Source organism: Sulfurivirga sp., from assembly GCF_015490265.1.
Taxonomy (GTDB): domain Bacteria; phylum Pseudomonadota; class Gammaproteobacteria; order Thiomicrospirales; family Thiomicrospiraceae; genus Sulfurivirga.
In genome coordinates this window covers 1-14,147 of sequence record NZ_WFYD01000015.1, presented here as the reverse complement: position 1 = coordinate 14,147, position 14,147 = coordinate 1, and the positions used below count along the sequence as shown (strand labels likewise).

Annotated in this window: 15 protein-coding genes and 1 tRNA gene; 5 read left to right on the top strand and 11 right to left on the bottom strand. The window is 66.7% G+C overall.

The genetic code is table 11. The features are described from left to right. From F8K16_RS01150 to F8K16_RS01125, 6 genes are all read right to left on the bottom strand, one after another. Positions 1-81: GTPase (locus F8K16_RS01150; protein ID WP_294945784.1), on the bottom strand; the 81-nt coding region annotated here is incomplete at its 3' end. A gap of 13 nt (positions 82-94) precedes the next feature. Next, on the bottom strand, positions 95-676 hold the full coding sequence (pth, locus tag F8K16_RS01145; RefSeq protein WP_294945781.1) for an aminoacyl-tRNA hydrolase: 582 nt from the start codon (positions 674-676) through the stop codon (positions 95-97). A 31-nt stretch (positions 677-707) separates the two neighbouring features. Then, positions 708-1,304 carry a 50S ribosomal protein L25/general stress protein Ctc gene (locus tag F8K16_RS01140; protein ID WP_294945779.1) on the bottom strand — a complete coding sequence of 199 codons (597 nt, stop codon included), beginning with the start codon at positions 1,302-1,304 and terminating at the stop codon, positions 708-710. Positions 1,305-1,468: 164 nt separating this feature from the next. Next, a complete protein-coding gene (locus F8K16_RS01135) occupies positions 1,469-2,431 on the bottom strand; it encodes a ribose-phosphate pyrophosphokinase (protein WP_294945777.1) in 963 nt (320 codons plus the stop codon). A 37-nt stretch (positions 2,432-2,468) separates the two neighbouring features. Beyond that, a tRNA-Gln gene (locus tag F8K16_RS01130) sits at positions 2,469-2,543 on the bottom strand. Positions 2,544-2,605: 62 nt separating this feature from the next. Then, on the bottom strand, positions 2,606-4,324 hold the full coding sequence (locus F8K16_RS01125) for a tetratricopeptide repeat protein (RefSeq protein ID WP_294945774.1): 1,719 nt from the start codon (positions 4,322-4,324) through the stop codon (positions 2,606-2,608). A 119-nt stretch (positions 4,325-4,443) separates the two neighbouring features. On the opposite strand from F8K16_RS01125, the gene hemA reads away from it, so the two are divergent. Genes hemA through F8K16_RS01105 form a run of 4 tightly spaced genes read left to right on the top strand, consistent with a single transcriptional unit; the run spans position 4,444 to position 8,603 of the window. Next, positions 4,444-5,715, top strand: a complete 1,272-nt coding sequence (gene hemA, locus F8K16_RS01120) for a glutamyl-tRNA reductase (RefSeq protein WP_294945773.1) — start codon at positions 4,444-4,446, stop codon at positions 5,713-5,715. Next, positions 5,712-6,800 carry a peptide chain release factor 1 gene (gene prfA, locus F8K16_RS01115; protein WP_294945770.1) on the top strand — a complete coding sequence of 363 codons (1,089 nt, stop codon included), beginning with the start codon at positions 5,712-5,714 and terminating at the stop codon, positions 6,798-6,800. The genes hemA and prfA overlap by 4 nt, the downstream gene beginning before the upstream one ends. Further along, positions 6,787-7,863, top strand: a complete 1,077-nt coding sequence (locus F8K16_RS01110) for a HemK/PrmC family methyltransferase (RefSeq protein WP_294945768.1) — start codon at positions 6,787-6,789, stop codon at positions 7,861-7,863. The genes prfA and F8K16_RS01110 overlap by 14 nt, the downstream gene beginning before the upstream one ends. Then, positions 7,851-8,603: a molybdopterin-synthase adenylyltransferase MoeB gene (locus tag F8K16_RS01105; protein WP_294945765.1), complete on the top strand. Its 753-nt coding sequence runs from the start codon at positions 7,851-7,853 to the stop codon at positions 8,601-8,603. The genes F8K16_RS01110 and F8K16_RS01105 overlap by 13 nt, the downstream gene beginning before the upstream one ends. On the opposite strand, the gene F8K16_RS01100 is transcribed toward F8K16_RS01105, so the two are convergent. The 4 genes from F8K16_RS01100 to F8K16_RS01085 form a co-directional block, all read right to left on the bottom strand. Then, positions 8,604-9,362, bottom strand: coding sequence for a flagellar motor protein MotB (locus F8K16_RS01100; RefSeq protein WP_294945763.1), 759 nt, complete (start codon positions 9,360-9,362; stop codon positions 8,604-8,606). 1 nt (position 9,363) lies between these two features. After that, positions 9,364-10,212, bottom strand: coding sequence for a motility-associated protein (locus tag F8K16_RS01095; RefSeq protein WP_294945761.1), 849 nt, complete (start codon positions 10,210-10,212; stop codon positions 9,364-9,366). A gap of 101 nt (positions 10,213-10,313) precedes the next feature. Continuing rightward, the gene (gene parC, locus F8K16_RS01090; protein ID WP_294945758.1) at positions 10,314-12,545 is read right to left on the bottom strand and encodes a DNA topoisomerase IV subunit A; all 2,232 of its coding nucleotides are present in this window, start codon (positions 12,543-12,545) and stop codon (positions 10,314-10,316) included. After that, positions 12,546-12,836 carry a heavy metal-associated domain-containing protein gene (locus F8K16_RS01085; RefSeq protein WP_294945756.1) on the bottom strand — a complete coding sequence of 97 codons (291 nt, stop codon included), beginning with the start codon at positions 12,834-12,836 and terminating at the stop codon, positions 12,546-12,548. A 34-nt stretch (positions 12,837-12,870) separates the two neighbouring features. Between F8K16_RS01085 and F8K16_RS01080 the strand changes: the two genes are divergently transcribed. Beyond that, positions 12,871-13,239 carry a PilZ domain-containing protein gene (locus F8K16_RS01080; protein WP_294945753.1) on the top strand — a complete coding sequence of 123 codons (369 nt, stop codon included), beginning with the start codon at positions 12,871-12,873 and terminating at the stop codon, positions 13,237-13,239. Here F8K16_RS01080 and F8K16_RS01075 read toward each other — a convergent pair. After that, the coding region (locus tag F8K16_RS01075) for an FAD-binding oxidoreductase (RefSeq protein WP_294945750.1) at positions 13,228-14,147 on the bottom strand (920 nt) is incomplete at its 5' end. The genes F8K16_RS01080 and F8K16_RS01075 overlap by 12 nt on opposite strands.

Genomic DNA, 14,147 nt, shown 5'->3' with positions numbered 1-14,147 from the left:
GATGCCGGCGTTGGTAAGCGCATTGAACAGGGTGGACTTGCCCACATTGGGCAGCCCGACGATGCCGCACTTGAATCCCATGGATGAAATCCTCTTATGCCTTGAATGAATGCAGGTGGTTCATGGCCGTGGCCCAGTCGCCGGAGACGATCTCCGGCAGCCAGCGCACGGCCTCGTCAATGGCCTGGCCGATGACGGCACGCTCCGCCCTGCCCGGCGCCTTGAGCACATAGTCCACCACCTGATTGCGGTCGCCCGGGTGATCGATGCCGATGCGCAGGCGGCCGAACTCACGGCTGCCCAGCGCCTTGATGATGTCCTTCAGGCCGTTGTGACCGCCATGGCCACCGCCACGCTTGAGCCGCACCGTGCCCACCGGCAGGTCCAGCTCGTCATGGGCCACCAGAATGCTTTCCGGCGCCAGTTTGTAGAAACGGGCCAGCGCCTGCACCGCCAGCCCGCTGCGGTTCATGAAGGTGGCCGGCTTGAGCAGCCAGAGGTCCTCGCCGCCCACCTGCACCCGGGCCAGCTCGCCGTGAAACTTGGCTTCTGGACGAAAGGCCGCGCCTTCACGGCGGGCCACTTCCTCCACAAACCAAAAACCGGCATTGTGCCGGGTCGCTTCGTATCTGGTGCCGGGATTGCCCAGCCCCACGATCGCCCTGACCTTGCACATATGCCGGTTCGGTTCGTCTGCCCGTGGCAGCTTACTTCTTGATCTTCGGCTTGGAGACCGCCACGACCGCCTGGTCGTATTCGGGCTTGCCGTGCAGCAGCGCGGTCAGCTCCACCCCTTCAGGCAGCGTCAGATCGGACAGACGCTTGGTGGTGGCCGGCTGCATGTCGGACACGTCCACCACGATCTCGGTGGGCAGGTCCTTCGGATAGCAGCGGATCTCCACGGAGGAGAGGAAGAAGGTCATGAAGCCACCCATCTTGACGCCGGGGGCCACGTCCTGACCGACGAAGCGCAGCGGCACGCGCTTGCGGATCTTGCGGCTCTCGTCGATACGCTGGAAGTCCACGTGGGTGACGCGGCCATTGACCTGATGGCGCTGCACTTCCTTCAGCACCGCCTCCTCGGTGTCACCGCCTTCCACCTCGATCTTGATGATGGTGTTGTACACCCGCGGATCTTCGATGGTGTGCTCGATGAAGTTGCTCTCGATGGTGATCAGCACCGGCTCCTTGCCCGCGCCGTAGATGACGCCGGGCACCAGTCCCTGACGACGAAGGCGGCGGCTCGCACCCTTCCCTTCGTCCGTGCGCTTGCGCACTTTCCAAACCGTATCGTATCCAGACATGTCGTCTCTCCTGAAATTGTCGTCTCACGCCGACTTGACCCGCGACCAGGCCCGACGGCGTCCTCCGCCCCGTGCGAAGGAAGGCGCATTATACTGATTTGCAAGGGGATTTCCAGCCGGATCGCGGCGAAAGGGCGTCGGGCAGGCGCCCGACGGGATTCGGATCAGCCCTTCCAGCCCATCAGGGCGGTAACGGACTCTTCCTGATTGACGCGGCGGATGGCCTCGCCGAGGATGTTGGCGATGGTGATCTGTCGGATCTTGTCGCAGTCGCGCGCCGCCACGCTCAGCGGAATGGTGTCGGTGACCACCAGCTCCGTCAGGGCGGAGTTGCGGATGTTCTCCACCGCCGGGCCGGACAGCACCGGGTGGGTCACATAGGCGGAAACGCTCTTCGCGCCCCGCTCCATCAGCGCCGCCGCGCCCTTGCACAGGGTGCCGGCGGTGTCCACCATGTCGTCAACGATGATGCAGTCGCGGCCCTCAATGTCGCCGATGACGTTCATCACCTCGGACACGTTGGCCTGCGGGCGGCGCTTGTCGATGATGGCCAGATCCACATCCAGCGCCTTGGCCACCGCGCGGGCGCGCACCACCCCGCCCACGTCGGGCGAGACGATGACCACATTGTCCATCTGCTTGGTCTGGTGCATGTCCTGAATCAGACAGGTGGAGCCGTAGATGTTGTCCACCGGAATGTCGAAGAAGCCCTGGATCTGATCAGCGTGCAGATCCACGGTGATGACCCTGTCCGCGCCGGATACGGTGATGAAGTCGGCCGCCACCCGCGCCGTGATGGGCACCCGCGCCGAATGGGGGCGGCGGTCCTGCCGGGCGTAGCCGTAGTAGGGAATCACGGCGGTGATGCGCTTGGCGGAGGCACGCCGCAGCGCGTCCAGCATGCAGCACAGCTCCATCAGGTTGCCGGCCGGCTGCGGCGGACAGGTGGGCTGCACCACATAGACGTCACGCCCGCGCACGGACTCTTCAATCTCCACCATCACCTCGCCGTCGCTGAAACGGCCGACCTTGGCTTTTCCGAGGGGAAGGTTCAGTGCGGATGCGATGCTTTCTGCAAGGGGGATATTGGCGTTGCCTGCGAACAGGGCTACGGAATTCTGCGCCATTGAAGGCTGTCTCCCAAAGGCAAGAATGCGGTAAGGATGGCTGGGCCGGGAGGATTCGAACCTCCGAATGGCAGGACCAAAACCTGCTGCCTTACCACTTGGCGACGGCCCAGAAATGAGACAGGTGCGTATTATGCCGAACAGCTCGGGAAAATCAAGGGGGATTTTCCGAAATTATTTCAGCTCGTCGTTACGCAGCTGCCCCGCCTGTCCGGTTATTTTAAGCCACAGGGCGCGCAGGCGCCCGGATTGTTTGAACAGTTTCTCATAGCGGCGGTGGAGCGCCTCCAGCGCTGCGCGGTCGCCCCGGGCCGCCTCCACCCGCAGCAGGTGAGCCAGCACCTCCTCGTCGGGCGTCTGGGCCAGCGCCCTGCGCAGCCATTTCGCCGCCTCCTCCAGCCGGCCGCGGCGCCAGTAGTACCAGCCCATGGAGTCCTGAATGTAGTAGGCGTCCGGGCGCAGCTTGAGGGCGCGGCGGAGCAGCTTTTCCGCCTCGTCCAGATTGCGGTTGCGCTCCACGTAGAAATAGCCCAGGGCGTTGAGGGCGTCGGCATTGTCCGGCGCCAGAGTGAGCACATGCTCTAACACCCGTTCGTAGTCGTCCCACGCCTTGAGCTCATAGAGCTCAGCCGACAGCTGCAGCAGCAGGTCCGGGTCATCGCCGATGAGCGTCTCCAGCCGGCGCGCCTCCGCCAGTGCCTCCGCTTCACGCCCGCCGCGGCGCAGCAGCGCCACCCGCGCCAGTTTGAGCTTCAGCTTCGCCTGCGGCGTCTTGCCCTGAATGCCGTCCAGCAGCTTGAGCGCCGGCGGCAGCCCCTTGAGGCGGCGCACGATATCCACCAGCCGCAGGTAAGCGTCCAGCTGGAACTTGGGGTGCTTCACCTGCTGATACCAGGCGGCCGCCTCCTGCAGCCGCCCCGCCCGCTCCGCCAGCCGGCCCAGATAGTAGAGGGCGGTGGGACGGGTGATGGGGTTCTTCAGCAGTTTCTCGAACTGCTTGCGGGCCATGTCGTCCTCGCCCCGCTCAAACGCCAGCAACGCCAGCGCCAGCCGGGCCAGATCCGCATCCGGCTTCACCTTGAGCACCTGCCGGAAGCGGGCCTCGGCGCCCTTGAAGTCCCCCTGCTCCACCTGCAGGCGGGCCACTTCCGCCTGCAGCTGCCAATTGTCCGGATGCCGGTCGGCGTAGGGTTTGAGCCGCGCCAGTCCCGCCTGTGCCTGATCGAGCGCCAGATAGGTCTTGGCCAGCCAGGGATAGATCAGCGCCGCATCCCCGCCTCGTTTCAGCGCGCGCTCGAAGGCCGCCAGCGCCGGCTGCGGACGTTCCTTTTCCAGCAGCACCTGCCCGCGGGCGAAATCCACCGCCCAAGTGTCGTGACGCTTGCCCAGCGCGTCCAGAAAGGCGAGCGCCGGCTTCAGCGGCACCGCGCCGGCCAGCCGTTCCGCCGCCAGCTGCAGATCCTGCTCCAGCGGTTCGGGCGTCACCTGCTGATACTGCTCGAACACCCGCACCGCCGTGTCCACCTTGCCCTGACGCAGCGCCAGCAGCCACAGGGCGCGCAGCGGCACGGGGTTGCCGGGTTCCAGTCGGTGCCACAGTTCGGAGGCGGCCTGAATGCGCTTGAGGTCATAGGTCTGCATGGAGAGCTGGAACAGCCGGTGCGCCAACTGCACGTCACCGGTGCGTGCCACCAGCGGCCTGAGCAGGTCGAAGGCACCGGCATACTCGCCCCGCTGCGCCATCAGCTCGGCGATCAGCACCTGATAGAGCGCCTCGCCCCCCTGCGCCCGACCGGTGGAGGTCTGGGGCGATGCCGGTTCCAGCGCCTGCTTGAGCGGCGCACAGGCGCCGAGCATGAGCGCAAAAATGGTGAACGAAAAAGTGCGTTTCATCGTGCCTTTCATAGAGAGGCATCATACTGCATTTGCATGGGCGGGCGGTAGCCGCCTGAAACATGGTGCAGGTGATATAATTGGCCGTTTTCAAACGGTTACGAGCGACGCGCGCCGGCATGAATCTCTCCGTCATAGGCCTCAACCACACCACGGCTCCGGTGGCCCTGCGCGAGCGGGTCGCCTTCGGCGCCGAGACGCTGGCGGCGGCGCTGCACGAGCTGATCGAGGTGGCGGGCGTGCAGGAGTGCATGATCCTCTCCACCTGCAACCGCACCGAGCTGCATCTGGCCACCGAGGGAGAGGACACTTCGGCGGTGACGGACTGGCTGCACCGCCGCTTTGATCTGCAGGCGGACACCCTCACGCCCTACCTCTACCACCACCGCGGCGAAGCGGCGGTGCGCCACCTGATGGAAGTGGCCTGCGGCCTCAACTCGCTGGTGCTGGGGGAGCCTCAGATTCTCGGCCAGCTCAAGGACGCCTGGCGGGCGGGCCGACAGGCCGGCACCGTGCGCCGCACGCTGGAAATCCTCATGCAGCAGGTGTTCGCCACCGCCAAGAAGGTGCGCACCGAGACCGCCATCGGGCAGAACGCCGTCTCCGTGGCCTTCGCCGCCGTGTCGCTGGCGCGCCAGTTCTTCGGCGATCTGCGCGACTACACCGCCCTGCTGCTGGGTGCCGGCGAAACCATCCAGCTGGCCGCACGCCACCTGAAGGAGGCCGGCATCGGCCACCAGATCATCGCCAACCGCACCTTTGAGCGCGCCCACACCCTGGCCCATGAGGTGGGCGGTTTCGCCATCGAACTGGACGAGATCGACCGCCATCTGCCTGAAGCGGACCTGATCATCGCCTCCACCGGCGCCCCCCACACCCTCATTCAGGCGGAACAGCTGCGCACGGCGCTGAAAGCACGCCGTCACGCCCCCATTCTGGCGGTGGACATCGCCGTGCCGCGGGACATCGACCCCGCCGCCGGCGAGTTGGACGACTGCTACCTCTACACCGTGGACGACCTGCAGGCGATCATCGAACAGAACAAGGAAAAGCGCGCCGAGGCGGCCGAGGCGGCCCGGGCGCTCATCGAAGCCGACGCCGAACGGGTCATGGCCCGCTTCCGCACCATGGCCGCCGCGGCTCCGGTGATTCGCGCCTTCCGCGAACGGGCCGAAACCACCGCCCGACAGTCGCTGGAAGACGCCCTGCGCCGGCTGCGCGCCGGCCACGATCCGGAGCAGGTGCTCACCCAGCTGAGCACCCAGCTCACTCACAAGCTCATCCACCACCCCACCGTCGCCCTGCGGGAAGTGGGCGAGACCGGTGACGCAGGCCAGCTGCGCATGGCCGCCCGCCTGCTGGGCCTGCCCATGGAGGAGGACGAGGCGTGAAACCCCGTCTGCGCCAACGGCTCGACGGCCTGCTGGAGCGGCTGGAGGAACTGGAGGGTCTGCTGGCCGACCCGGAGGTCATCGGCGACCAGAAGAAATTCATGGCTCTGTCGAAGGAGCATGCCCAGCTCACCCCCGTGGCGGAGGCGTGGCGGGCGTATCAGCAGGCGGAGGCGGACCGCGACGAGGCCCGCTCGCTGATCGACAGCGGCGATGCGGAGATGGCCGAACTGGGCCGCGAAGCGCTGGCCGAGGCCGAGCGGCAGCTGAGCGAGCTGGAACGGCAGCTCAACATCCTGCTGCTGCCGAAGGATCCCAACGACCAGGCGGACGTCTTTCTGGAAATCCGCGCCGGCACCGGCGGCGACGAGGCGGCCCTGTTCGCCGGCGACCTGTTCCGCATGTACAGCCGTTACGCCGAGCGGCGCGGCTGGCGGGTGGAAGTGCTCAACCAGAACCCGGGCGAGCATGGCGGGTTCAAGGAGATCATCGCCCGGGTCAGCGGCGAGGACGTCTACGCCCGGCTCAAATTCGAATCCGGCGCCCACCGGGTGCAGCGGGTGCCGGAAACCGAAACCCAGGGGCGCATCCACACCTCCGCCGCCACAGTCGCCGTCATGCCGGAGATCGCTGATGACGGCGAGATCGAAATCAGCAAGGCGGACGTGCGCGAGGACACCTTCCGCGCCTCCGGCGCCGGCGGCCAGCACGTCAATAAGACCGACTCCGCCATCCGCCTGACCCACCTGCCCAGCGGTGTGGTGGTGGAATGTCAGGACGAACGCTCCCAGCACAAGAACCGCGCCCGCGCCTGGGCGCTGCTGCGCGCCCGGCTGGCCGAGATGGAGCGGGCCCGCCGCCAGGCGGAGGAAGCTGCCACCCGCAAGTCTCTGGTGGGCAGCGGCGACCGCTCCGAACGCATCCGCACCTACAACTTCCCGCAGGGGCGCGTCACCGATCACCGCATCAACCTCACCCTCTACAAGCTCGACAGCGTGCTGGAAGGGGATCTGGATCCGGTCATCGAACCGCTGCTGCAGGAGCATCAGGCCGAACAGCTGGCCCGCCTCAATGAAGATCTGTGACGCCCTCGCCCACGGCGCCCGCCGCCTGCGCGGCCACGCCCCCCATCCGGAGGTCACCGTCCGCGCCCTGCTGACCCATGTGCTGGAGCGTCCGGAAAGCTGGCTCTGGGCTCACGACGACGCACCGCTGCCAGAGGAGGCGCAGGCCCGCTTCGACACCCTGCTGAGCCGTCATGTCGAAGGGGAGCCGCTTGCCTACCTGCTGGGCTGGCAGCCCTTCCGCCAGCTCACCCTCAGGGTGACGCCCGATGTGCTCATTCCCCGCCCGGAAACCGAGTTTCTGGTGGATCTGGTGCTGGAAAAGGGCGATGCACTGGCCCAAACGCGCACCGCCGCCGGCGCGGCGAAAGCCGACCCTGCAAAAACAGGGGAGACCCCGTCAGACAGGCCGGAAAACGCCCCTGAACCGGCATTTTCGCGCCACGCTGCCGGCCGCCTGAAAAACGATCCGGCAAAAATGGGGGAGACCCCGTTCCAAACGTCGCCGAACGGCCACGATACTGGAATTTTTCGCCACGTCACCGGCGGACTGGAGACCGACCCCGCAAAATCGGGGGAGACCCCGTTGCGGGTGGCCGATCTGGGCACCGGCTCCGGCGCCATCGCCCTGGCCATCAAAGCGGAGCGTCCCCACTGGCGGGTGACCGCCACGGATCTCAGCGAGGCGGCGCTGCAGGTGGCCCGCCACAACGCCCGCGAACACGGGCTGGAGATCGACTTCCGCCATGGCCGCTGGTTCGAGCCGCTGGCCGGCGAACGGTTTCACCTGATTGTCAGCAACCCGCCCTATGTGGACCCGGCCGACCCGCATCTGGCCGGCGGCATCCGCTTTGAGCCGCGCGGCGCGCTGGTGGCGGACGACCACGGCCTGGCCGACCTGTTCCACCTCATCGACCATGCGCCGGACTTTCTCGCCCCCGGCGGCTGGCTGCTGCTGGAACACGGCTATAATCAGGCGGACGCCGTGTGCCGGCGCCTACGCCAGCGGGGCTTTGGCGGCGTGGCCTGGCACACGGACCCCTTTGGCAACCCAAGAGTGAGCCTCGGACAATGGAATCCCTGACCCCGGAACAGTTCAAGCGCTATTCCCGCCAGATCATGCTGATGGAGTTCGGGCTGGAGAAGCAGACGCAGCTGCACAACAGCCACGCGGTCATCTTCGGCCTGGGCGGGCTGGGCTCGCCCGCCAGCGTCTATCTCACCGCCGCCGGCGTGGGGCGCCTCACCCTGGTGGACTTCGATGCCGTGGACGAGAGCAACCTGCAGCGGCAGATCGTCCACCGGGAGGACCGGGTGGGCGAGAAGAAGGTGGACTCCGCCCGCCGGACGCTGGAGGCGCTCAACCGCTGGACGCAGATCGACACCTTCGACCGGGTACCGGACGAGGCGGAACTGGCGGCGCTGGTGGAAAGTGCCGACGTGGTGCTGGACTGCACCGACAACTTCGACGCCCGCTTCGCCATCAACGCCGCCTGCGCCCGGGCGAAAGTGCCACTGGTCTCCGCCGCCGCCATCCGCTGGGAAGGGCAGCTTTCGGTGTTCGACTTCCGCGATCCTGACTGCGCCTGCTACCAGTGCCTCTACAGGGACGCCAGCATGGAAGGCATGACCTGCGCCGAAAGCGGCATCATGTCGCCGGTGGTGGGCATGCTGGGCAGCATGCAGGCGCTGGAGGCCATCAAGACCCTCACCGGCCTGCCGACGCTGAAGAACAAGCTGATGCTGGTGGACGGGCTGACACTCGCCTGCCGCACCCTCAACCTGCCGAAGGACCCCGCCTGCCCGGTGTGCGCCGGGCGCTGATCAGGGTGTCTCGCCCGGCTTGACCGGCACCAGCTCACCGGTCTTCGGGTCCAGCCGGCGGGTCTTGTCGATCATGATCACCACACGCCGGTTCATGGCGCGGCCGTATTTGGTATCGTTGGGCGCCACCGGGTCGTTGTCCGCCCGTCCCTGAATGGTGATCAGCCGCTTGTCCACATCCATGTCCATGAACACCCGCGCCACCGTACCGGCCCGAGCGGCGGAAAGCTCCCAGTTGGACGGAAACTGGATGTTGCGGATGGGCACGTTGTCCGTGTAGCCGGTGATGACGATGGGATAGGGCCGCCCTGCCATCAGCTCCGCCAGCTTCTCCAGCTCCTCACGCACGCTGTCGCTGATGCTGGCCCGCCCCGGTTCGAAGAAGTGGTCGGACTTGAGCGTGATGCGGGTGTATTCCGGCGTGTCCTCAATCTCGATGTTCTTCGGGTCCCTGACGGTCTTGAGGATCTCCTCCTTGGACACCGGCGGCTTGAGCTCCTCGATGGGTACCACCGCCTCCGTCCGGGGTGTGATCACCGGACGCACGTCCTTCTTCTGTTCCACCGTGTCCTGGGTGGACCCCAGATTCTGCAGCGCCTCGGCGAACTCCGCCCGCTTGTCCGGCTCCACGATGGCCGCCAGCCACATGACCAGAAAGAAGGCCATCAACACGGTCATCATGTCAGCCAGGGCGATCTTCCAGCTGCCGCCGTGGGCACCGCCCTCCTCGTGACCACCGCCGTGCCGCCTGCCGCCCATGTCAGTCCTCGTCCCCGTCTCCGTCACGCAGATGCGGCGGAATCAGCTGCCGGCCCATCTCCTGCAGCACCCGCGGCGAGACGCCGTGGTAGAAGGCGGTCAGCAGATCGGCCACCGCCTCGAACAGTCCCCGCTCCTGGCGGATCATCACCTCCACCGCGTGGGTGAACGGCCCCACGATGGCGAAGGCGAAGAACACCCCGGTGAGCGTGCCCACCAGCGCCGCGCCGATGGCCTCGCCGATCTTGGCCACGTCCATGTCGCCGCCCAGCAGCCCCATGGCCAGAATCACCCCCAGCACCGCCGCCACGATACCGAAGCCCGGCAGCCAGTCGGACACCTTTCCGGTCGCCCTGGGCACCTCCGACAGCAGGCTCATGTAGCGCTCAACCTGCTCCTGCAGCAGGGCGCGGTAGTCCTCGCTCTCGGACGGGTTGAGCAGAATGTAGGCCAGGTTTCGGGTGATGAACTCGGTCAGTTCCGGATACTTGAGCACCTGCGGATGCTCATTGAAGACGGGACTGCTCTCCGGATCGTCAAGATGCATCTCCAGCGCCAGCATGCCCTCGGAGCGGGCCAGCCGGGCCAGATCGTAGATCAGCCCCACCGTGTCCCGGTAGAGCTCGCGACCGATGCGGTCGCTGCCGAAATAGCGACCCAGCAGCATGAAGGTCTTGCCCCACACGCTCACGGGCGTGGCCGCCATCCAGGCACCCAGCGCCATGCCCAGAATGATCACCAGCTCCGAGGGATGGAACAGGCTCACGAGCGAGCCGCCCTCCATCAGGAAGCCGCCGATCAGCGAGGCGAAGATCAGAAAAATGGCAAAAAGCTTGGCCGCTATGTTCATGCAGGACTCACGGGTTGTCGACCCGTTCTGTCAAGCAAAGGACATGCCATGACCTGCATGACGGGCAAGAGACGCGGTCTTCGATGCGCCGGTGACCGCCATCACCCCTCGGCCCGCAGCCAGCGCACCGCCTTCAGGGTACGCGGCAGCGGCTCACCCCGCTTGCCACGCGCCTTCTGCGCCTTCTCCAGCGCGGCGCCTGTCAGGATTTTGGCATAGTCGCCGGTATCCAGCGTCAGTTTCTGCCCCGGGCGCCAGCGCCCCACGGCGTTGACCTGCGCGCCCTTGTCCAGCTGCATCAGCTTCACCCCCTTGCCCCGGGCCAGCTGCGGCAGCTGAATGGCCGGGAACAGCAAAAGGCGCGGTTCGCTTGAGGCCACCGCCACCCAGTCCTCGTTGGGGTCCAGTTTCACCGGCGGCAGCGGTCGGCTGCCGGCGGTGAGCGTCAGCGCCGCCTTGCCGTTCTTCGTCCTGCTGATCAGCTCGCCGGCGCGGGCCACGAAGCCCTGATTGCCGGTGCCGGCCAGCAGCAGGCAGTCCTCGGGCGAGACCAGCGCCAGCCCCACCACCTCGGCGCCCTCCGGCAGGTTGATGCGACTGGTCACCGGCTCGCCATGGCCCCGGGCGGACGGCAGACCATGGGCCGGCAGACTGTAGATGCGCCCGGTTGAGTCCAGCAGCAGCACCGTCTGACGCGTGGTGCCCGCCGCCTGCGCCAGAAAGCCGTCACCCGCCTTGTAGCTCATCTGGGCACCGTCCACATCGTGCCCTCTGGCGGCGCGGATCCAGCCCTTCTCCGACAGCACCACCGTCACCGGTTCGCTGGGCACCAGCTGCTCGGCGCTCAGCGCCCGGGCCGGTGCCCGTTCCACCAGCGGCGAGCGGCGTTCATCGCCATAGGTCTCCGCCGCCTGCTCCAGCTCCCGGCGCACCAGTGTCTTCAGGCGACGCTCGCTGCCCAGAATCTTTTCCAGCCGGTCCCGCTCGGCGGCCAGTTCCGCCTGCTCGGTGCGGATCTTCATCTCCTCCAGCCGGGCCAGATGGCGCAGGCGCAGTTCCAGAATCGCCTCCGCCTGCACCTCGGTCAGCCCGAAGGCCTGCATCAGCGCCAGTTTGGGTTCGTCCTCCTCGCGGATGATGCGGATCACCTCGTCGATGTTGAGAAAGGCGATCAGCAGGCCATCGAGCACATGGAGCCGGTCACGCACCTTCTCCAGCCGGTGCTGCAGGCGGCGACGCACGGTCTCGGTGCGGAAACGCAGCCACTCCTTGAGCAGCCGGTCGAGCGGCTTGACCTGGGGGCGACCGTCCAGACCGATGACATTGAGGTTGACCCGGTAGCTGCGCTCCAGATCGGTGGTGGCGAACAGATGGTCCATCACCGCCTCCACATCCACCCGCCGGCTGCGCAGCTCGATCACCAGCCGCACCGGCGCCTCGGCATCGGATTCATCACGCAGATCCGTCACCATGGGCAGCTTCTTGCCGCGCATCTGCTCGGCGATCTGCTCCAGCACCTTCGCCGCCGCCGTCTGGAACGGCAGCGCGTCGATGACCACCCGTGTGTCGTCCTCCACATGCCAGCGGGCGCGCTGACGCAGACTGCCCTGTCCGGTTTCATAGAGCTTGCGCAGCTGCTCCTTGGGCGTGACCACCTCCGCGCCGGTGGGATAGTCCGGCCCGGGCAGATGCGCCATCAGCTCGGCCACGGAGAGGTTCGGCTTTTCCAGCAGGGCGGTGCAGGCAGCCACCACCTCGCGCAGATTGTGGGGCGGGATGTCGGTGGCCATGCCCACGGCGATGCCGGAGGTGCCGTTGAGCAGCACATGGGGCACCTGCGCCGGCAGCACCGCCGGCTCCTTCAGGGTGCCGTCGAAGTTGGGCACCCACTCCACCGTGCCCTGCCCCACTTCCTCCAGCAGCAGCTGGGCGAACTTCGACAGGCGCGCCTCCGTGTAGCGCATGGCGGCGAAGGATTTGGGGTCGTCGATGGAACCCCAGTTGCCCTGTCCGTCGATGAGGGGATAGCGGAAGGAGAAATCCTGCGCCATGAGCACCATGGCCTCGTAGCAGGCGGAATCTCCATGGGGATGGAACTTGCCCAGCACATCCCCCACGGTGCGCGCCGACTTCTTGTGCTTGGCCGAGGCGCGCAGACCCAGCTCGCTCATGGCGTAGATGATGCGCCGCTGCACCGGCTTGAGCCCGTCGCCAATGTGCGGCAGCGCCCGGTCGAGAATGACGTACATGGCGTAATCCAGATACGCCTTCTCGGCGAAGTCGTCCACCGGGCGCTGTTCCACGCCCTCGTAGTTGATGGCCGTCTGCGTCACTCAGTCCTTCTCCCTGTCCAGTCTGCCCACGGCGCAGCTGACGAATGATTTGGCCTTCGCCCCCACCGAGGCCAGACCCTCCACCGTGCCCCGCTCCGGATAGCCCATCTGGCGCAGCGCCTCCACCACCGCCGATCGGCTCTCCGGTTCACCGTCCACCGTCACCCGCCCGGCGTCGATGTCCACCTCCACGCCGGTCACGCCCGCCACCTCCAGCAGGCGCCTGCGGATGCTGCTGGCACAGCCGCCACACTTGATGTTGTCAACTTCGACAGTGTAAGGCATACTCATATATTCTCCCAGAGGCAGAAAGGTCATTATAACGGTGGAAGAAAAGCGCCAATCGACACGCATCGAAACCAACCGACCCGTCCGAATCATTGGGGGCAACAAGGAAGTCAAGGGTCGGCTGGTGTCCCTGTCCCTGCGCGGCGCGGCGGTGGAAAGCCCGCTGCCGGCGCGCAAGGGCACGCGGCTGCGTCTGGTGTTCGATCTTCCCGCCAAGGACCGGTTCGCCCAGCTGGACCTCTGGGCCGAGGTGCAGCATGCGGCCCAGCATGCGGACAAACACCTGCTGGGCGTCCACTTCACTGATCTCAAGCCCTCCGACGAAGAAGCCATTCAGGGCTTCATCGACTATGTCAACCGGCTCAAGTCGATGAGCGTGCGCAACCGCAACACCTCAGCACTGTGACGGCGGCCGGTAGGGCGTCGGATCCAGCTTCGGCGCCCGCCCGGCCATGAGATCGGCCAGCAGCCGTGCCGAGGCGATGGAGGTGACCACCCCGTTTCGGTAGTGGCCGGCGTTAACCCACACCCCTTCGGCCACAGCCCCGATGTAGGGCACGCTGTCGGCCTTGCCCGGACGGATGCCCGCCCAGGCATGCACCACCTCGAACATCTCCAGCTCCGGATAGCACGCAAGGGCGAAGTCCCGCAGGGCGCGGGTCACGTCCGCATCCGGTGTCTTGTCCCAGCGTCCAAGCTCCACGGTGGAACCCACCACGATCAGGCCGTCCCGCCTGGGAATCAGGTAGCGGGACTGCTCCATCACCATGTGGCGCAGGAAACCCGCCGGCGCGTCGATGGCGATCATCTGCCCCCGGACCGGCTCGATCTCCAGCTGCGGCAACAGGCTGTGGCTCCATGCCCCGACGGTGACCACGATCTCATCCGCCTGCCAGCGCCCCTGCGGCGTGATCACCTGCCGTGCCGCCACATCGAGCGTCTCTACCGGCGCATGCTCCACAATCTCCACCCCCCTGAGGCGCACCGCCGTGGCCAGCGCCTTCATCAGACGCGGGTTGCGGATGGAATTGATCCCGGGCATCCACAGCCCCAGCCGCCGCTCGGTGCGCAGACGCGGTTCGAACAGCGCCAGCGCCCGGTCATCGAGAATTTCCAGCGCGTAGCCCCAGCGGGCGCACCACGTCTGCGCCGTCTCCCACTCTTCGCTGTCAAGCATGAGCATGCCGGTGGGAAAGAACTCCGGGTCGATGCCGGTCAGCGCCTTCAGTTCGGCGGCCAGCGATTCAAAGTGGGGCTGGGACGCCTTCGCCAGCGCGTTGACCGCATCCGGGTAGCGCCAAGGATACATGGGCG